This window comes from Salinibaculum salinum (assembly GCF_037645885.1).
Classification (GTDB): Archaea; Halobacteriota; Halobacteria; order Halobacteriales; family Haloarculaceae; genus Salinibaculum; species Salinibaculum salinum.
Genome location: NZ_JBBENW010000025.1, coordinates 1 through 17,483, shown reverse-complemented (window position 1 = coordinate 17,483; position 17,483 = coordinate 1). Strand labels below are relative to the sequence as shown.

Below are 17,483 nucleotides of genomic sequence, written 5' to 3'. Positions count from 1 at the left end.
CACTCACTTCCGGTGTGGATACGTCGCGCATCTTCGAGGAGTTCCCAGCCCCCAGCTACCGCGGTGCCCAGGAGCAGGCACTCCACGACATCGCTGCCGCCTTCGATGATGGCAACGACGTGGTGCTGGTCCGCGCGCCCACCGGGAGCGGGAAGTCCCTGCTCGCCCGCGCCATCGCCGGCTGTGCGCGCCGCACCGGCAGCGGCGACCCGACCGCGCCCGCTCGCGCCTACTACACCACGCCGCAGGTCTCCCAGCTCGACGACGTCGAGAGCGATTCGTTACTTGCTGACCTCTCTATCATCCGCGGGAAGAACAACTACTCCTGTATCCTCCCCGGCGAGACGGACACGCCGGTCGACCAGGCCCCCTGCGTCCGGGAACGGGAGTTCGACTGCGAGGTCAAACACCGCTGTCCCTACTTTTCGGACCGGACTATCGCCGCCAACCAGTCGATTGCGGCGATGACGCTCGCGTACTTCATGCAGACTGCCGGCTCGGACGTGTTCGGCACGCGAGACGTCGTCGTCATCGACGAGGCGCACGGCCTGGGCAACTGGGCGGAGATGTACGCGACAATCGAACTCTCGCCCGAGACAGTTCCGTTCTGGGACGAGGCGAAAGCGCCGGACATCGAGGATTTAGACGACGCCGTCGAGTACGCCGACTACCTCCAGACGCTGAGTACGCGCCGGCTCGAACAACTGCGGGGCAACGCCGAACTCACACCCGACGAGGCCGCCGAGCGCGACCGGGTGAACGAACTCCGCTCGGATTTGAAATGGTTCGCCGAGGAGTACCGCGACCCCGAGAGCGCGACGACGTGGGTCGTCGACCAGCCCGATGGCGAGGGAACCCGCGTCACGATAAAGCCGATGAGTCCCGAGCGCTACCTCAAACACACCGTCTGGGACCGCGGAACGAAGTTCGCCCTGCTGTCGGCGACAATCCTCAACAAAGAGGCGTTCTGCGCGAACGTCGGCCTGGCACCCGAAAACGTCGCGCTGGTGGAGGTGCCCCACACCTTCCCCGTCGAGAATCGGCCGCTGTACGACGTGACCCAGGGGAAGATGACCTACGAACACCGCGAGGAGACGCTGCCGAAGATCGCGCGCACGCTCGTTCGCATCATGCAACACCACCCCGACGAGAAGGGGCTGGTCCACTGTCACTCCTATGCGATTCAGGACCAGCTCCAGTCGCTGCTCGCGGATTTCGGTGTCGGGTCGCGGGTGCGTTCCCACGAGTCGGCAGACCGTGACGGGCAACTCGCCGCGTGGAAACGCGCCGACGACCCCGACGTGTTCCTCTCGGTGAAGATGGAGGAGGCACTGGACCTGGAGGGTGACCTCTGCCGGTGGCAACTGCTCTGTAAAGCGCCGTACCCCAACACACGCGACTCGCGAGTCGCACACCGACTGGAAGAAGGGCAGTGGGCCTGGTACTATCGGACAGCGCTTCGAACGGTCATCCAGGCCTGCGGACGGGTGGTGCGCGCCCCCGACGACTACGGGGCGACGTATCTCGCGGACTCGTCGCTGGTCGACCTCTTCGACCGAGCGCGAACGGACACGCCAGACTGGTTCCGCGAACAGGTCGACCGAATGTGCCCCCCGGACTTGCCCGAGTTCGCACCGGGTGAGGCGCTGGGTGGTGTGTCGGATGCGCGGACACGGAGCCACTCCCGGTCGTGGACGCAGTCACAGTCGGCGACCGACGACGGGGACCACCCGCTCTCTGACGTGTGGGACTGACGGCGGGCCGTACCTCTCATCGGGCTAGAACAGCGCCGACACGCCGTAGATGACCGACGACCCTACCATCAGGAGGACGAAGACGATGGCGATGATCTGCTGCTTGTTCATGTTCGCACGTACGCATCCGGACAATTAGAGTTTTCGTGCCGGAAAGCAGCTCGATGGTCGAATGTCGACTCCGCGTCCGTCGTCTTCTGCGAGCGACCTACCGAGGTGGTGTCTAGCATACATCTAAACCGCTGCGTCCCCTCTATTCGCCATGGTCAGAGAACTCAAACTCGAGCAGTTGTACACGTTTCTCGAGGAAGTAGAGTACCCGCATTCGGTACAGACAGCCGCTGAAGCGTTCGACGACGTGACGCTCTTACTTGCTGACGGGACAGTGAATCTCGGCGAGGTCGTCGCCGACTCCAGCAGTGATGAGTTCGAGTCCGCAGACGACCTGGCGTTGGAAGTGATGTCACTGCTACCCCGACGGGCCGTCGGCGAACCGTTCCAGTCCGAAGGCGAGGGATAGTCGGTGACTCCTGAAGGGGTGTCGGCAGACGGACTAATTTACCCGCACGTCCACGACGACGTGGACGACGCCCTCGCTGTACCCCTTGACTTCTCGCACGTCCAGTATCTCGATGGATCGATCCAGTTTGGCGGCGGCATCTTTTAGCCGTCCGACTGGGCGGTCCGGCACCAGCGCTTCTGGGGTCGCCTCGTGCATGTGCAGCGTGCCGCCGGGTGCGAGCACTGACAGCGCCTCGGGCAGGAACTCGTGACTGTCGTAGTAGCCCATCACAATCCGGTCGAACTGCTCGCCGTCGTAGGAGCCGAGCACGTCGCGGTTGTCGGCCCGATACGGTTCCACCCGGTCGGAGACGCCGTTTCGCATCGTGTTCTCCAGCAGATACTGGAAGGAGTCGGGATTGCGCTCGATGGCGGTGACGTGGGCACCGGCGCGGGCCATCGGGAGCGTAAAGTAGCCGATGCCGGCGAACATGTCGAGGACGCGCTCGTCTTCTCCTGTTACGTCGCCCATCTGCGCCCGCTCGGCCTTGTTGCCCGGCGAGAACATTACCTTGGCCAGGTCCATCGCGTACTCGGTGCCGTGCTCGCGGTGCACAGTTTCTGTATCGCCCTCGCCGGCGACGACGGTCACGTCGGGTTCGCGGTGCTGGCCGTCGATACCGCCGCGAGAGAGGACGGTGTCGGCCTGGCCGTGCATCGCCAGCAGCGCCTCGCCCACCGCCTCGGGGTCGTGTGCGTCGCCCATCTCGACCAGCACGACGCTGCCGAGGACGGCCCACGACGACGGTGCGGCCGCTATCTCGTCGTCGGTCCACCCATCTTCGCGGAGGTGGTCGGCCAGCGTTCGCAGGCGTGGCTCGCCCTCCTCGCGGATGACTCTCAGGATCTGTGTCTCGGTGGGCGTCTCGGTGACTGGAATCGCCACCGTCTCGCCGCTGGCTTCGAACACCGAGCGGTCGTCGTCGTAGACGCCCTCCGCGCGGAGCGATCCGATGGCCGCCTGTGTGCGTGCTTTCTCGACGACGGCCGCGAGAAATTCGTCACTCATCGTCGGGTACTACGAACACGCCGTCACGACTCTTCACCACCGGTACTTCGTCGGCGTCGGGGTCCATGTACTCCGGCCGGGCGATGGTTTTCGCCTCGTAGGTCTCCGGGTCGAGTACCTGGACTGCACGCTCGTCCTCGACGGCGACGAGTGTCGTTTCCTGGGCGTCTTCGCGCCAGCCCAGTCGCTCGGCGTCGGGTGCCTCCCCGTCCTCGAAGGGCGCTTCGTAGCGCTCGCCGGTCGTCAACCGGATTCCCTTGAGGTTGCCCTGGACACTGGTCACCAGCACCGGTCCCTCGTCGTCGTCGGGAGCGATGACCTCGCCCGGACGGTAGGCGGGCAGACGGGCGGCGTAGGCCATCCGGTAGAGACGCTGGCCGTCGTCGTCCTCGCTGACGAGGCGGCGTGCCTCGTCGATGGTGCCGCCGAGTTCCCGGACGATGCGGTCGGCAATGGCGCGACCGATCTGACTGGTCGAGACTTTCACGTCGACGCCGTCGCGGGCGTCGTTGATCTCGCTGATGAAGGCGTTGCGGTCGCCCTTGCCCTCCCGGTCGTCGATGTACGCCTCGGCGATTTCGACGGCGCGGTCGGTCTCCTCCTCGGTCGGCGTGCGCTCGCGGGCGCGAATCTGCACCGTGGCTGCGTAGGAACCGCCGGCGATCTGCCCACACCGGGTGCACGTCTGGCGGCCGATTTTCACCGGCACGGTGACCGCCTCGGCGACCGGCGTTCCGCGGAGGACACCGGAGAACTGGCAGTGCATCCGGATGGTCGTCTCGTCGACCTGTTCCGGGCTGACCTGCCAGGAGATGCTGGTGGCGGCGACGTGGACCGAGAGCGCTTCGGTCACCTCTTCGATGGCGATGTCGGTGTAGTCCTCTGCGCCCACGTCGACCCAGCGGTTGCCGCGATGGACCGCGCCACAGCGGGCACAGACGTTGACCTCGACGCGGTCGGGCGCGTCAACGAGGTCGTACTCGTCGAGATAACAGGCGTCACAGAGTGTGGCGTCCGGCCCCTCCACGTCGAGCGATACGTCTCGCTCGATGGCGTCCCCACAGCGCGGACAGAATTCCCCGGAACGACTCATTGGACCTGGCTAGGCCGCTGTGGCGTTTAAGTTGTCCGTTCGATAGCTGTCACACTGCACAGGACGGCAGTGTCGTTTAGTTTCTTCCGGGCGTATCGCCTGGTATGGAGTGGCGCACTGATTGGGGACTCCGCGGACGGATGGTTCTCACCATCCTCCTGCTCGGTGGTCTCTACGTTGTCTTCCTGGCGGTGCTCTGGACGGCCTTCCAGAGCCTGCTCGTCGTCGTTCTTCTCTTCGGGTCGTTCTCGCTGGTCCAGTTTTTCTACAGCGACCGTCTCGCACTCTGGAGTATGGGTGCCAGCGAGGTCGACCCGACAGAGTATCCCGAACTCCACCGCTCGGTCGACCGCCTCGCACAGCAGGCGGACCTGCCGAAACCGACGGTCGCCGTCGCGGAGACGAGCATGCCAAACGCCTTCGCAACCGGCCGCTCACAGGACACGTCGACGGTCTGTGTTACCGCGGGTCTCCTCCAGACACTCGACCGCGAGGAACTCGACGGGGTCATCGCTCACGAACTGGCCCACATCAAGAACCGCGACGTGGCCGTGATGACCATCGCCTCGTTTCTCTCGACGATCGCCTTTCTGATCGTGCGCTGGGGCTGGTTCTTCGGCGGTGGCCACAACCGCCGTGGCAATCCCTCTATTTTCGTCGCCATCGCAGTCTCGCTGGTCGTGTGGGTCGTCTCCTTTCTGCTCGTGCGCGCGTTGTCGCGCTATCGCGAGTACGCGGCCGACCGCGGCGGCGCGCTCATCACGGGCAACCCCGGCGCGCTGGCCTCCGCGCTCGTGACTATCGATGGCCGGATGGACAGAGTTCCGAAAGAAGACCTGCGCGAACAGGCCGAGATGAACGCGTTTTTCGTCATCCCCATCGACCGCGGTTTCGTCGGTCGCATCGCCCGCACACACCCGCCGACCGAGAAACGAGTCGCCAAACTCCGTGACCTCGAACGGGAGCTTGAGATCTGACATGGGGCTATTCGACACGATAAAACAGATTCTCGGTGTGAACGCGGAGGTCGACGCGACCAGCGCGGCGAACCCCGACGACCTCTTCGAGATGACCTCGGCGTACATCACGATGGAGGCGAACCTCGATTACGTCCCTGCTGGAGACGCTGCCCTGTGTTTTAGCGGTGTCGACAGCACGCGCTTTGCACAGGCGGTTGAGGAGGTCGAGGCCATTCTGGCGGCGGGCGAGGAGGAGACCGGCACGGTCGCACAACTGCACGAGGACGACTACGGCTACCGGTGGATCGTTCTGGAAGACGAGACGTTCGAAGACCTGGTGACGACTATCCACTTCGCGGTTCGCACGCTCGAAGACCACGGCTTCGGGTCGCGGCTGCTCGCTGCCGTTTTCGCGTTCGAGAAACCCTCGGAGAACCACACTGTCTACTGGATTTACTCGTTCCGACGGGGGTCGTACTATCCGTTCGTCCCCGAGTCGGGCCAGGAACGGGACAGCCAGACGGAGTTCAAACTCCAGAGCGTGCTCGACGGTGAACTTACTCTGGAGGACGACCAGGCGTACTGGTATCCGCTGTGGCCCGACACGCCAGGCAGCCACCCCTGGGAGTGACAGCCGCCGCGGTTCCACCAGTGACTGCCCGCCTTCTTGTATCAATCCTTGCCGACTCTTCAATAGACCCGGCTCACGTCTTGCTGTTTCACTTTCACTCTCCTGTTAACGGGGGTTTATGTGACAGGGGGCGCAACGACCGAGTATGTCCACAGGTGAAGACCTCGAAGACCTCCCCGGCGTCGGGCCGGCGACAGCAGAGAAGCTCAAAGACAACGGATTCGATAACTACCAGGGTATCGCCGTCGCCAGTCCCGGCGAACTCTCGAACACGGCCGACATCGGGGAGTCCAGCGCCGCAGACATCATCAACGCCGCTCGTGACGCCGCCGACATCGGCGGCTTCGAATCTGGCTCGACAGTACTGGAGCGACGCGAGCAGATTGGCAAGCTGACGTGGGGCGTCGACGAGGTCGACGACCTGCTCGGCGGCGGCGTCGAAACCCAGTCTATCACCGAAGTGTACGGCGAGTTCGGGGCCGGCAAGTCCCAGGTCACCCACCAGCTCGCGGTCAACGTCCAGCTGCCGTCCGAGTACGGCGGTCTCGAAGGCAGCTGTATCTTCATCGACAGCGAGGACACCTTCCGCCCGGAGCGTATCGACGACATGCTCCGCGGCCTGCCGGACGACGCCATCGAAGCGGCGATGGTCACTCACGAAGTCGTCGAGGAGGAAGCCGACGCCGACGCCGGTGACGACGATCTGCTCGAAGACCTGCTGGAGGCCTTCCTCGACAAGATTCACGTCGCGAAGGCGTTCAACTCCAATCACCAGATTCTGCTCGCGGAGAAAGCCCAGGAAATCGCCGGTGAGAGCCAGGACGGGGAGTTCCCCGTTCGACTGCTCTGTGTCGACTCGCTGACCGCACACTTCCGCGCGGAGTACGTCGGCCGTGGCGAACTCGCGGACCGCCAGCAGAAGCTCAACAAACACCTCCACGACCTGATGCGCGTCGGCGACCTGAACAACACCGCCGTCGTCGTCACGAACCAAGTCGCTGCCAACCCCGACTCCTTCTTCGGCGACCCGACCCAGCCCATCGGTGGCAACATCCTCGGTCACACCTCCACGTTCCGTATCTATCTCCGCAAGTCAAAGGCCGACAAACGCATCGTCCGCCTCGTGGACGCGCCGAACCTCGCCGACGGCGAGGCCGTCATGCGTGTCAAGGGCGAGGGGCTGAAGGCAGAGTAACGGAGCAGCTGATTCCCCCCTTCTGATATGTGTCTGACGGGGCACGGTGAAAGTGTCTCCCGTGAGATGAAACCACACGACTGAGTGCGGGTTCGAGCCGAAATGAACGGGTCAGGAATCGTCGCCTTCGGCGACCCACAGGTCAGGAATGGCGATACGTTCGTCGATAGCGAGAGTACCGTACTGCTGGTGGACCCACCAGACGAAGACAGCGATACCGGCCAGCAGGCCGACAAGCATGACGACGCCGCCTTCGGGACCGAAACTGCCGCCAGTGAGCAGCGTCGGGCCGTCGGGTTCGACAGCGAGCAGGGCGCTGTCGGTGCGGAGGCCGCTGACCGGCAGTCCGAACACCGAGCCGACGGTGAAGTTCCAGCCGACGTGTGCGCCGATGGGGAAGGCAAGCCGGTCGGTCGCGGCGTAGGCGACGCCGAAGAAGACGCCGGCGACGGCGATATTCACAAGGCTGAGTGCTGTCCCGCCGGGATTGGCGGCGTGGAGCAGGCCGAACAGGGCTGCCGTAAGTGCAATAGCGCCGACAACGGCGCGGCGATCGGTCGAACTGTACTGGCGAATCCCTTCAGCGATATTGACGAGCAGATACCCCCTGACAAGCACCTCTTCGAGTGTTGCGAAGACGGTGAAAAAGAGAAAGCCATAGAAGACGCCGATGGCGGTCGACCCTGCGTTGAACGTGAAGTCGGGGTTCTCGACGGTGTACGTAGCGCTGACAGTAGCCAGCCCGCCGACGAGGAGCAACGCGACGGCGACGGCCACCATCAGACCGCCGACACCGAGTCCGACGAGCAGGTCTAGCCCCCACTGCCGGTCCAGTGCCAGCCCCACGTCACGGATTCGCCGACGGTCGATGAACCACGTGAGTGCGACCAGCCCGACGATGACGAGTGAGAAGGCAGCCACCTGCGGGAAGATGCTGGGGAGACCGAGGATGCTGTTTACCACGCCGACAATGGAGAGAACGAGCGTGACCACCAACAGGAGGAGCCCGGCTGTGGCCAGCACCCGAAACAGCGCACGCAGTCGCAGCTCCTCGGAGTTCCAGAAGAGGCTCTTGATGCCGCCGAGTATTCCGCTCATGCACACCGACAACGGTGCGGCGATGATAAATCCACGCGGGTTCGACCCGGTTCGAATAGTGCCGCAGTAACGGCGAGGATACCGGGTGACGAACGCGTAACGGAAACCCCTATGCGTGCTGCCGGGCAATGGCGGAACATGACGAAGCGACACGTGTCGTTGCCACCCGCTGCCGAGGAAGGGGTACAGGAGTTCATCGACGAGGTCGACACCCGTCTCGCCAGCGACGAGGATACCTGCGAGGTCGTCAAGGAGACACTCGTGGACCTGATGGGTGACCGCGATGCCTACGAGCGCTGGCAGGCCGGCGGCGACGTGACGCCCGCCGAACGGGTCCGACTGCAGGGGTACGACCCCTGCAACGCGACCCTCGAAAGCGAGTACTACGCCGAAGTCGAGACGATGGACGCGGACTTCCAGCAGTCGAAGTACCTCCAGTGGCTCTGGCGACAGTTCGACGCCACTCCGATGGCCGACAACATCGCCTTCGCCCTCCGATTCCGTCGGATGCTCGCCCACCATCTCTTCGAAGAGTGTGGCGACAACTGCCGATTTTTCAAGGGCATTACTTTCACGTACGGCCACAACATCACCGTCGGCGACAACGTCGTCGTTCACGACGATGTCCACCTCGACGACCGCGGGAAACTGAGTATCGGCGACCGCGTCTCTATCTCCGACAACGCCGCCATTTACACGCACGACCACGATGTCGTCGACCAGACTGCCGTGACTAACTACCACACCATCATCGAGGACGACGCACGCGTCACCTACGACTCGATGGTCCGTGCCGGTGTCAAGGTCGGCCGGAACTCGGTTCTGGCTGCCAAGTCTGCAATCTCGAAAGACATTCCTGCCCACCACATCGCCGCCGGTTCTCCCGCACAGAGCATCGCTATCAAGGACGGCTGGGAGTCGGTCGCCGACCCGCTCGAGGATGGCAACGTCGACCGACGCGAGGAGCGCCGCATCCCCATCGAGATTCCTGACAATCTGAACGTCTTCGACGAGTTCCAGCGTGACTTAACTCCGCCTGACGCCTGAACTGCTGTACGGGAGTGTCACAGTGTTGTGCTATCGCTTCAGTGACTGTCGTTGCCGGTCGTGGTAAGAACTGCTCCGTCGACGACTTTTTTCTTCGGAAGTTCGAGTTCGACGCGTGTTCCTTCGTCATACCTGTCGAAGTGAATCGTGCCGTCGCACTGGTCGATAATCCAGGTGACGAGCCACAGGTCGACACTGCTTCCGTGTTCGAGCGAGGTCTCTTCGTCCTGTCTGAGCGGCACGAGTTCACTCTCCGGGATTCCCGGCCCATTGTCTTCGATGACGAGCCGAATTGTCTCGTTCCGTTCGAGCGTGATATCCACCCACGGGTCGTTGGCGTCGTTGTACTCGGCGGCGTTCTCGACGAGCTCAGTGAGGGCACGCTCGAACTCCTCGCTGGCGTACGCCGAACACTCCGCTGGCAGGTCGACCCTGACTGTCGTTTCGGGGAATCGATCACGCACGTCGGTAGCGACTCGCTCCACGAGCGGGACGATATCCTGTTGTGACGGGGTCTCACTCCGTTCGATGAGAGCGGCTATTTCCCGTGCAGTCTCGCTGGTCTCTGCGATGGACTCGGCCTTCTGGATAATCTTGGACAACCCCTCATCCGATTCACACTCGTTGGCGAGGCGCTCTGCGTGTCCCAGGACGACGTTGAGGTCGTTACGGATGTTGTGTCTGAGAACGCGAGTGAGAATCTGTCGCAGGAGGTCGAGTTCCTGTCGTTGGTGCTGGAGTTTTTCTTCCCGTCGGATACGCTCGGTTACCTCCGCATTGACCGAAATAAACCCCTCTATTTCACCACCGTCGAGTATCGGTGCAATCGTCTGTTCGACGACGTATCGCTCGCCGTTCTTGCGCTCGTTTATCACATTGCCGTCCCAGATGTCTCCGGCAAGTATCGTCTCCCAGAGGTCTGCGTAAAACTCCTCGTCGTGTTCCCCCGAGTTGAGGATTCGGGGGGTGTTTCCGATTGCGTCCTCGGCACTGTATCCCGTCGTCTCCTCGAATGCACTGTTGACAAACTGGATCGTTCCGTCCGTCTCGGTAATCGTGATCGAGTGGCCAGAGTGTTCGACTGCCTGTTTGAAACTCCGGAGTTCGCGCTCGCGCTCTTCGAGTGTCGACACCTGCGCCTGGAGTTGCTGTGCCTGTCTGCGCCGGATAAGCAGCGTCTCGAGTCGTCGGACGAGCAAGCCCCGGTCGACGGGAGCATCGATGACATCGTCGAGTACCACCGGCGATTCACGCTCACCGAGCGTCCGGAGTGATATCGACGAGTTGCTCGAATCCCGGCGGAGAAGGACGACCGGACAGAACACTGGGGCCTCCCGCTCGACGACCGCGCGAAGGTCGTCGACGTGCTCGGTGAACAGTCGGTCCTCGATGAGGTAGAGGTCGGCATCGGTGATGGACTGGTCGGGGTCGACGACGTACCGGTCGTCGAGCATCGCCCGGAGCGCCGACCGGTTCCCCTCGTCACCGACGAGTAATTGTACTGTCGACCGTTCGTCGCTCGATTGGGCGGCAGCGCCTGGGACAGTGGAATCGTCGTCATCAGCCATCGGTCTGATTCCTGTGACACGGGTTCATCTGTGGCGTCCCCTGCAAAATTCCCGAGGCGTTGGTCAGCGGGTCGCCGATGTGGATGCCGCCGTCGAGGTCGAACTCTCTGAGCGTGTTCTCGAAGCCGCCTGCCCGCTTTTTCAGGACCCCGATGATTTTCTCGAGTGTTCCCTCAGTCTCGATATAACTCAAAAAGAGGATGTTGTCGGCGATGTAACTGAGGTTCGTACTCGTTGCCGTCGACATGCCGGTTATCTGTGACACTTCGTCGGTTATTATCACCGATACGTCACGGTTCTTGAGGTGTCGTGTCAACGCATGTATCTTCTCGACGAGCGTCGCATCTGTCCCCTGAATCGACATCTTGTACCCGTCGATACCGTCGATGAGGACGACTTCCGAACCGGTCCGGTCGATTTCACGATTGACCGTCTGTGCGAACTCTTCGGCCGACTGCGCGAGCGGTTCGACCGCTCTGAGCGACACCGCCCCCTGCTCGCGCAGGTCCGAGAGTGGGATACCCATCGACTCGGACCGGTGTGTGAAGGTGTCCGTTCCCTCCTCGAACAGGTAGGCAATGGAGTCCATCCCCTGATTCGCAGCTTCTGCGAGGAACTGTGTCGCCGTCGTCGTCTTCCCGACGCCCGTCGGACCGCTGATGAACGTCACGGTCCCTCTCTCGAGACCACCGCCGAGCAGGTCGTCGAGGTTATCGATTCCGGACCTGAGCCGGCACGTATCCAAGGTGTTGTCGAGTTGTTCGGGAATCAGTGACGGGAACACCTCGACACCGTTGTCTCTGATTGCGAGACCGTGGCTGCCGTCTCGCTGTCCGAACCCACGGTGCTTTGCGACCCTGAGCCGTCGGCCCCGGTCCGTGTGGGACAGTTGGATGACCCCGTCGCTCAACGAGCGCATTTCGGTCTGGTATCCGGTGTCGCTGGACAGCGTCGCGGTCCCGATGACAGTCGTGTCTCGCTCCTTGAGAAACCGCATAAACGAGAGAATTCGCTTTCGAAACTGGTGTTCGTTTGCTTCGATGTAGCGCAGTTGCGTGATCGGGTCGAGTACCACCCGGTCGGGATTGATTTCCTCAATTGCATCGTGGATATCTGCGGTGTATTGGTCGCGGTCGACTGCGCCCGGCTCGACCAGGTCGTAGTTTCGGTCCTCGGTGAAGAACTCGGAGTTCGGTCCCAGGTCCAGGAACTGCGCGTCCTGAAGGTCGATACCGACCTTTGCTCCGTTCAGGAGTATTTCATCTCGTGACTCCTCGCCGTGAATACATAGCACTGTCTCGTCGTTGTCCATGCCGACCTCGAGAAAGTGCATCCCGAGCAGCGTCTTGCCCGTCCCAGGTTCACCGCAGACAAGATACATCCGACCAGACACGAACCCGCCGTGCAACAGTTCGTCAAGCCCGCTGATACCGCTGCTAACCCGCACGGCTGAAACGTCCATACCGGCCTCTCAGGCAGCGACTCATATAAGCTTCAGGCACGTTCCCAGCATGCAATACTGACCGTGTGAATCCCTCTTGATATCGAAGCTGCTCGCTCTTCTGGGACACTGAGAATCCAGGAAAGAGTTTATAAAGTTTGCTCGAACCGTCCTGTAGAGGTGACCTAACGTGGCACTTATCGAGTGGGACGACGACCGGTACAGTACGAATATCGACCGGTTCGACGAACAGCATCAGAACCTCTTCGAGTTGTTGAACGACCTCCACAAGGCGATGGAGGAAGGGCGTGCAGAGGAGGAACTGGGAGATATCCTCCGGGAACTCGAGCGATACACCGAATATCACTTCGGCGACGAAGAGGAGTTCATGCAGGACTGTGGCTACTCACACGACTGTTCCGAGTGTTTCCACGACCACCAGGAGATGCACGAGAATTTCGCGTCCAAAGTGACCGAACTCAGAGAGAAACACGAGAACGGCGAGTACATCACGATGGAGGTACTGGAGTTCGCCCGCGATTGGCTCGACTCGCACATCGCCGGCGACGACCAGGACCAGAACTACGGCGAGTATTATCTCACGGAAGTCGACGACCACGAGTTCGACTGAGTGCCGGTGACTCGCGCTCGTGACTTTCGACACGCGGTGAGACGGAAGGATACCGCCTGCAGTCACAATCGACAATGGCAGCGAAACTGATACCGTCGCACGGAGAACAAGAGAGGATATGAGTTCATACGCTGATGTATTCGGACAGGGTGGATTGAATTCGGAGGTCGACGAGGGGGAACTCGTCGACCAAATCGGGCTGGACGGCGAGGAGAGACGCTGGCGGAAAGATTTCGTCGGCTTCGGTGACGAGGACGTAGGCCCGTCTCACAGCGCTTGCAGATACGTTCGCGGAGTACGAGGACGACGTTGCCGAGGAGTTTTACGAGAATCTGACGGCCTACGAGCAGACGACCGAAGTCATCGACCGCTCTCCGAAGGGCGTCGACCAGCTCAAACAGACACAGCGGGCGTACTGGCGAACGCTCGCTGGCGGGCAGTACGGGCGTGAGTACTTCACGAACCGTGCCCGTATCGGCAAACTCCACGAGTTGCTGGACATGCCGACGAGCCAGTACATCGGCCAGTACGGCGTCTACTTCGAGTTGCTGTTCGACGTGATGGCCGAGCGGATGCGAGCACAGATGGCCGAAACGCTCGCTTCGGCTGGCGTCGACGACGAGACGGTTTCGGCCGTCCGCGAGCAACTGGACGACGGGATGGACGAGACGCTGTCGGTGCTGAAACTGATGAACCTCGATATGCAGGTGGCCATCGATACGTATATCGACAGCCGTGAGCAGGACCTCGAGGCGGAAATCGAGCGTCGACGGGAGATGGCAGCGGAGACCAACGACGCTGCCAGCGACCTCCAGGAGTTTGCGAACGATGTCTCGAAAAGCTCCCAGCGTATCAGCGACCTCACCGAGACTGAGGCCGGTAACATCGACGAAATCCGTGCCGAGATGTCGAATCTCAGTGCGACCATCGAGGAGATCGCGTCGACGGCCGACCGCGTCGAGAAGACGAGCGAACAGGCCGTCGAGGCGGCCGAGAAAGGGCAGATGTCGGCTTCTTCGGCCATCGACGTGATGGAAGACATCCAGTCGTCTGCAGCGGAAATCGGGACGAGCGTCGAACGCCTCGAAGACCGGACAGAGGAAATCGACGAGGTCGTCGATGTGATAAACAACATCGCCGACGAGACGAACATGCTCGCGTTAAACGCGTCTATCGAGGCAGCCCGCGCCGGCGACGCCGGCGACGGCTTTGCAGTCGTCGCCAACGAGGTGAAGTCGCTGGCTGAGGAGTCTCAGGGGCAGGCCGACGAGATAGAACGGATGATTGCAGAAATTCAGGAAGAAATCAATCAGACGGTCGAGAACGTCGAGACGACAGCCGACAATATCGATACGGGAATCGAACGTGTCGAGAACGCTATGGCACAACTCGACGAAATTGTCGATGTCGTTCAGGAAGCGGCCAACGGTATCAAAGAGGTCGCAGAGGCGACAGACGACCAGGCGGGGACTGCCGAAGAGATTGCGACGATGATAGACGACGCGACCGACCGGATCAACGAAATCAACGAAGAAATCAACGAGGTGGCAACCGCAAACGAACAGCAGACAGCGAAGGTGTTCAAAGTCACTTCGGACCTGCGGCAACTCAGCGAGGAACGATAACACGCTGTGGCCGGAGCCGAACATCCAAGTACTGTGAATGCCTAGCATGATACATGGAGGCTTGGGCCTGGCTCGCGGCGTACCTCATCGGGTTCGCGCTGTTGCAGCTGGTGCTGTACCGGTACTTCCAGCGGGGTGAGTCCACGCACGACGGGGAGTCGCGGGAACCGGGGTACAAGCGACTGGAGGGGTCGGCTGCCGCGGTTGACGTCGACGCCGACCGTGGCCCTGACGACGCCGTCGTCTGCCAGCAGTGCGGGGCGCTCAACGATCGTGACGGCATGTTCAGCTACTGTCGGGAGTGTGCCGAGCCGCTACGCTGACGGAGTTCTTTTGCTCGTCGCCCGTCGACTGGTACGCAATGCGGGCGATCGCTATCAACGTCGGTGCCAACACGAACGAACCAGGATTTCGTGGGCCCATCTGGCCCGACGGCTCCTTCGTGTACATCCCGATTCCCGAGACCGAACCCGCCGTCGACCCACCGACGTACGGCGACCTCGCGGACCACCTGACGACCACAATTCCAGAGACACTCTCCGACCACCCCATTCACCTCGACCCGGAGTTTCCCGAGTATCCCTGCTGTGAGCGCTACACCTACGGCGACGACCACGGCAGCAAAGCCGGCCCGCTCTCGGAACTGACGGCGGGCGATTACGTCATCTTCTATGCGACGCTTTCAGTCCGTGAGCCAGCGGAGTGGCTCCCGCCGGAGTGGGGCGCGTTCTGTATCGGCCAGTTCCGACTGGCACAGGACCCGCTCACCGGCGAGGAGTACGCGGCGCTCGATGCCGACGGGCAGGCACCGTTTGCGAACAACGCTCACGTCCGTAGAACGGAAACCGACGCCCGTGTTCTCTTGCTCGGGGAGCCTACCGAATCGGCACTGTACGACCGTGCAGTGCCACTCTCGAAGCCGTCCGGCGGCGTCGACGCGAACGAACTCGTGACCGAGCTCTCGGCTGACTCCGGAAAGGGGCCGTGGTGGCGGCGTCCCCTCAGATTCGACGAGCGGGCGACCCGCAAACTGCTCGCCGTCCGCGAATCGTTCGCGACTGGCGTGGTGAGTTATCAACACTGAGAACACAGAGCAAACATCTATATCTCGATACGGCGTTGACCCTCGCATGCGACTTTCGAGTGGCGTCCCCGGATTCGACGAACTCGTCGAGGGGGGACTTCTGGACGACCGACTCTACGTCGTGAGCGGACCGCCGGGAAGCGGAAAGACGACTTTCTGCTCACAGTTTATTACACAGGGTGCAAAGGAGGGTGCGGACTGCCTCTACGTGACGATGCACGAGACCAAAGAGGAACTGATACAGGATATGTCGGGCTACGACTTTGGCTTCGACCGGGCCGTCCAGTCCGAGAACGTCCAGTTTCTGAACCTCGTCACAGAGGCCGGCAAACGGACGATAACGCAGTTCGGGACCGACGGTGGGCTCACGAATCGCTTGGTTGCGTTCATCCAATCGAACGATATCGACCGGGTCGTCATCGACTCTACGATGCTCCTCCAGCACTTCTTCTCCGATATGAGCGACGAGATTACGGGCTTTCTCTCCGCGCTGAAACAGACCGACGCGACCACGCTGCTCATCTCGGAGATGACTGATCCGACCTCCTACTCGGACGAGCACTACCTCGCACACGGGGTCATCTTCTTCCACAACTTCCTCGATTCCTCTGGGATGACCCGGGGAATTCAGGTGATCAAAATGCGCGGGACTGCAATCGACTGTGATATTCGGGAGATCAGTTTCTCCGACCAGGGACTGCGCGTTCACGGTGACCGGAAGGTCCAGGGATAACATGAGCAAGTACGAACGCGCCTACGGAACCGACTGGGATGCACTCGACAAGGACGAGGCTATCGACCGCGCGTACGCACTCGGTGTCGCCACGTCTCTCGGAGAGTACCATCCCGAGGAACTCGAACGCGTTCGTGCGGAGATGGATACCTCCTACAACAAGAGCGTGGTCGACCTGGCCTTCGACGAGGGGAAAAACGAGGCCCGCGAGTTCGACGCTGATGCCACCGAGAGCGCGGCCAACCCCGTCTGGGCGGAACTCGTCGAAGGCGAGTCAGTCACCGTCGACGAGGACGAGGTTCCGACCGGCGGCCGCGACGGGTTGCCCGACGCTATCGACAAGATGGAGGCGCTCGACCGCCCGGAACCGGGCAAGAACGAAGCCGTCGAACGGCCCGACTTTCTGGAAAAAGACTAGATCATCCCATTGCCGACACTAGTACCGGACGGTTCGCGTCCAGTAACACCGACTGCGTGACGCTCCCGAACAGGACCTTCCCGGAGGGACTTCGTTTGCGACCGCTCATCGCGATCGCGTCGGCGTCGACCTCGTCGGCGACTGCCAGAATCTCTTCGCTCGGGGTACCGTGGACGCGTCGCTTTTTTGTCGCGATGTCTGCGTCCTCCAGCATATCGAGGACCATTTCGACGCTCTTCGGATAGTCTGTTTCGTCGAAGAACTCTTCGGAACTAACCCGGCCGCCGCCGTCGCCGACGCTATACGGCGCCTCGACGTTCAGCACGACGACTTCGATGTCGTCTGCGTCTCTCGGGAGATTTATAACGTTCTGAGCCGCCTGTTCGGCGCGTTCTTCGTTCTCGTCTACCGGCAACAGTACGCGGTACATACACCCAGATAACCGTCACCAGTACGTTATTTAACGGGGGCGTTCTCAGGAAGCTATGTTCGTGGCGTCTTTTTTATATACTTGACTTCGCACCTTATGCTGATGTAGCGCGTAGAGAGACGTGAAGATCGGATGCTCCCACTCACGTCGTTTCTATCTTGTACCGCTCCAATCGACGAGTTAGAGTGCTTCTCGACCCGGCAAAA

18 protein-coding genes and 2 pseudogenes are annotated in these 17,483 nt (G+C 61.7%); 13 read left to right on the top strand and 7 right to left on the bottom strand.

Features of this window, described 5'->3' with window-relative positions; all coding sequences use genetic code 11:
• Window positions 1-14: 14 nt before the first annotated feature.
• Both WDJ60_RS17070 and WDJ60_RS17065 read left to right on the top strand, forming a co-directional pair.
• The gene (locus WDJ60_RS17070; RefSeq protein WP_340101911.1) at window positions 15-1,754 is read left to right on the top strand and encodes an ATP-dependent DNA helicase; all 1,740 of its coding nucleotides are present in this window, start codon (window positions 15-17) and stop codon (window positions 1,752-1,754) included.
• Window positions 1,755-2,016: 262 nt separating this feature from the next.
• Window positions 2,017-2,274: a DUF5789 family protein gene (locus WDJ60_RS17065; RefSeq protein ID WP_340101910.1), complete on the top strand. Its 258-nt coding sequence runs from the start codon at window positions 2,017-2,019 to the stop codon at window positions 2,272-2,274.
• Window positions 2,275-2,307: 33 nt separating this feature from the next.
• Here WDJ60_RS17065 and WDJ60_RS17060 read toward each other — a convergent pair whose 3' ends face one another.
• Together WDJ60_RS17060 and WDJ60_RS17055 are read right to left on the bottom strand one after the other, a co-directional pair.
• Entirely contained in the window at window positions 2,308-3,324 is a 1,017-nt protein-coding gene (locus tag WDJ60_RS17060) for a class I SAM-dependent methyltransferase (protein ID WP_340101908.1), read from the bottom strand.
• Window positions 3,317-4,417 (bottom strand): 60S ribosomal export protein NMD3, encoded by a 1,101-nt coding sequence (locus tag WDJ60_RS17055; protein ID WP_340101907.1) that lies wholly within the window; start codon window positions 4,415-4,417, stop codon window positions 3,317-3,319. Before WDJ60_RS17055 ends, WDJ60_RS17060 begins: the two co-directional genes overlap by 8 nt.
• 104 nt (window positions 4,418-4,521) lie before the next feature.
• Here WDJ60_RS17055 and htpX point away from each other — a divergent pair, with 104 nt between their 5' ends.
• From htpX to radA, 3 genes are all read left to right on the top strand, one after another.
• Entirely contained in the window at window positions 4,522-5,394 is an 873-nt protein-coding gene (htpX, locus tag WDJ60_RS17050; protein ID WP_340101906.1) for a zinc metalloprotease HtpX, read from the top strand.
• A gap of 1 nt (window position 5,395) precedes the next feature.
• The gene (gene pspAB, locus WDJ60_RS17045) at window positions 5,396-6,007 is read left to right on the top strand and encodes a PspA-associated protein PspAB (protein ID WP_340101905.1); all 612 of its coding nucleotides are present in this window, start codon (window positions 5,396-5,398) and stop codon (window positions 6,005-6,007) included.
• 145 nt (window positions 6,008-6,152) lie between these two features.
• A complete protein-coding gene (gene radA / locus WDJ60_RS17040) occupies window positions 6,153-7,202 on the top strand; it encodes a DNA repair and recombination protein RadA (RefSeq protein WP_340101904.1) in 1,050 nt (349 codons plus the stop codon).
• A gap of 111 nt (window positions 7,203-7,313) precedes the next feature.
• On the opposite strand, the gene WDJ60_RS17035 is transcribed toward radA, so the two are convergent.
• On the bottom strand, window positions 7,314-8,300 hold the full coding sequence (locus WDJ60_RS17035) for a CPBP family intramembrane glutamic endopeptidase (RefSeq protein ID WP_340101903.1): 987 nt from the start codon (window positions 8,298-8,300) through the stop codon (window positions 7,314-7,316).
• 138 nt (window positions 8,301-8,438) lie between these two features.
• Between WDJ60_RS17035 and WDJ60_RS17030 the strand changes: the two genes are divergently transcribed.
• Window positions 8,439-9,347 carry an acyltransferase gene (locus WDJ60_RS17030; protein WP_340101902.1) on the top strand — a complete coding sequence of 303 codons (909 nt, stop codon included), beginning with the start codon at window positions 8,439-8,441 and terminating at the stop codon, window positions 9,345-9,347.
• A 38-nt stretch (window positions 9,348-9,385) separates the two neighbouring features.
• Here WDJ60_RS17030 and WDJ60_RS17025 read toward each other — a convergent pair whose 3' ends face one another.
• The gene (locus WDJ60_RS17025) at window positions 9,386-10,915 is read right to left on the bottom strand and encodes a PAS domain-containing sensor histidine kinase (protein ID WP_340101900.1); all 1,530 of its coding nucleotides are present in this window, start codon (window positions 10,913-10,915) and stop codon (window positions 9,386-9,388) included.
• Window positions 10,908-12,377, bottom strand: coding sequence for an ATPase domain-containing protein (locus WDJ60_RS17020; RefSeq protein WP_340101898.1), 1,470 nt, complete (start codon window positions 12,375-12,377; stop codon window positions 10,908-10,910). The genes WDJ60_RS17025 and WDJ60_RS17020 overlap by 8 nt, the downstream gene beginning before the upstream one ends.
• A 169-nt stretch (window positions 12,378-12,546) precedes the next feature.
• Between WDJ60_RS17020 and WDJ60_RS17015 the strand changes: the two are divergent.
• Window positions 12,547-12,984, top strand: a pseudogene (locus tag WDJ60_RS17015) (bacteriohemerythrin); the annotation flags it as partial.
• Window positions 12,985-13,111: 127 nt separating this feature from the next.
• On the opposite strand, the gene WDJ60_RS17010 reads toward WDJ60_RS17015, so the two are convergent.
• Window positions 13,112-13,258 carry a hypothetical protein gene (locus WDJ60_RS17010; protein WP_340101897.1) on the bottom strand — a complete coding sequence of 49 codons (147 nt, stop codon included), beginning with the start codon at window positions 13,256-13,258 and terminating at the stop codon, window positions 13,112-13,114.
• A 52-nt stretch (window positions 13,259-13,310) separates the two neighbouring features.
• Here WDJ60_RS17010 and WDJ60_RS17005 point away from each other — a divergent pair.
• From WDJ60_RS17005 to WDJ60_RS16980, 6 genes and pseudogenes are all read left to right on the top strand, one after another.
• Window positions 13,311-13,667: pseudogene (locus tag WDJ60_RS17005) on the top strand (protoglobin domain-containing protein); the annotation flags it as partial.
• On the top strand, window positions 13,647-14,612 hold the full coding sequence (locus WDJ60_RS17000; RefSeq protein WP_340101959.1) for a methyl-accepting chemotaxis protein: 966 nt from the start codon (window positions 13,647-13,649) through the stop codon (window positions 14,610-14,612). The pseudogene WDJ60_RS17005 and the gene WDJ60_RS17000, both read left to right, overlap by 21 nt.
• Window positions 14,613-14,665: 53 nt before the next feature.
• Window positions 14,666-14,935: a DUF7577 domain-containing protein gene (locus WDJ60_RS16995; protein WP_340101896.1), complete on the top strand. Its 270-nt coding sequence runs from the start codon at window positions 14,666-14,668 to the stop codon at window positions 14,933-14,935.
• 38 nt (window positions 14,936-14,973) lie between these two features.
• A complete protein-coding gene (locus WDJ60_RS16990) occupies window positions 14,974-15,696 on the top strand; it encodes an Nmad3 family putative nucleotide modification protein (RefSeq protein WP_340101895.1) in 723 nt (240 codons plus the stop codon).
• Window positions 15,697-15,742: 46 nt separating this feature from the next.
• Complete coding sequence (locus WDJ60_RS16985; RefSeq protein WP_340101894.1) at window positions 15,743-16,429, top strand: RAD55 family ATPase; 687 nt, start codon at window positions 15,743-15,745, stop codon at window positions 16,427-16,429.
• A 1-nt stretch (window position 16,430) separates the two neighbouring features.
• Window positions 16,431-16,847, top strand: a complete 417-nt coding sequence (locus WDJ60_RS16980) for a DUF8057 family protein (RefSeq protein WP_340101892.1) — start codon at window positions 16,431-16,433, stop codon at window positions 16,845-16,847.
• A 1-nt stretch (window position 16,848) separates the two neighbouring features.
• On the opposite strand, the gene WDJ60_RS16975 is transcribed toward WDJ60_RS16980, so the two are convergent.
• Window positions 16,849-17,277 carry a universal stress protein gene (locus WDJ60_RS16975; RefSeq protein WP_340101890.1) on the bottom strand — a complete coding sequence of 143 codons (429 nt, stop codon included), beginning with the start codon at window positions 17,275-17,277 and terminating at the stop codon, window positions 16,849-16,851.
• Window positions 17,278-17,483 lie beyond the last annotated feature (206 nt).

What these genes read in the sequence shown, in the direction of transcription:
- WDJ60_RS17065 (WP_340101910.1), top strand. Translation starts at nt 2,017, where the DNA reads ATGGTCAGAGAACTCAAACTCGAGCAGTTGTACACGTTTCTCGAGGAA.
- WDJ60_RS17030 (WP_340101902.1), top strand. Translation starts at nt 8,439, where the DNA reads ATGACGAAGCGACACGTGTCGTTGCCACCCGCTGCCGAGGAAGGGGTA.
- htpX (WP_340101906.1), top strand. Translation starts at nt 4,522, where the DNA reads ATGGAGTGGCGCACTGATTGGGGACTCCGCGGACGGATGGTTCTCACC.
- WDJ60_RS17000 (WP_340101959.1), top strand. Translation starts at nt 13,647, where the DNA reads ATGGACGAGACGCTGTCGGTGCTGAAACTGATGAACCTCGATATGCAG.
- WDJ60_RS16990 (WP_340101895.1), top strand. Translation starts at nt 14,974, where the DNA reads ATGCGGGCGATCGCTATCAACGTCGGTGCCAACACGAACGAACCAGGA.
- radA (WP_340101904.1), top strand. Translation starts at nt 6,153, where the DNA reads ATGTCCACAGGTGAAGACCTCGAAGACCTCCCCGGCGTCGGGCCGGCG.
- WDJ60_RS16995 (WP_340101896.1), top strand. Translation starts at nt 14,666, where the DNA reads ATGGAGGCTTGGGCCTGGCTCGCGGCGTACCTCATCGGGTTCGCGCTG.
- WDJ60_RS16980 (WP_340101892.1), top strand. Translation starts at nt 16,431, where the DNA reads ATGAGCAAGTACGAACGCGCCTACGGAACCGACTGGGATGCACTCGAC.
- WDJ60_RS17020 (WP_340101898.1), bottom strand. Translation starts at nt 12,377, where the DNA reads ATGGACGTTTCAGCCGTGCGGGTTAGCAGCGGTATCAGCGGGCTTGAC.
- WDJ60_RS16975 (WP_340101890.1), bottom strand. Translation starts at nt 17,277, where the DNA reads ATGTACCGCGTACTGTTGCCGGTAGACGAGAACGAAGAACGCGCCGAA.
- WDJ60_RS17060 (WP_340101908.1), bottom strand. Translation starts at nt 3,324, where the DNA reads ATGAGTGACGAATTTCTCGCGGCCGTCGTCGAGAAAGCACGCACACAG.
- WDJ60_RS17055 (WP_340101907.1), bottom strand. Translation starts at nt 4,417, where the DNA reads ATGAGTCGTTCCGGGGAATTCTGTCCGCGCTGTGGGGACGCCATCGAG.
- WDJ60_RS17035 (WP_340101903.1), bottom strand. Translation starts at nt 8,300, where the DNA reads ATGAGCGGAATACTCGGCGGCATCAAGAGCCTCTTCTGGAACTCCGAG.
- WDJ60_RS17025 (WP_340101900.1), bottom strand. Translation starts at nt 10,915, where the DNA reads ATGGCTGATGACGACGATTCCACTGTCCCAGGCGCTGCCGCCCAATCG.
- WDJ60_RS16985 (WP_340101894.1), top strand. Translation starts at nt 15,743, where the DNA reads ATGCGACTTTCGAGTGGCGTCCCCGGATTCGACGAACTCGTCGAGGGG.
- pspAB (WP_340101905.1), top strand. Translation starts at nt 5,396, where the DNA reads ATGGGGCTATTCGACACGATAAAACAGATTCTCGGTGTGAACGCGGAG.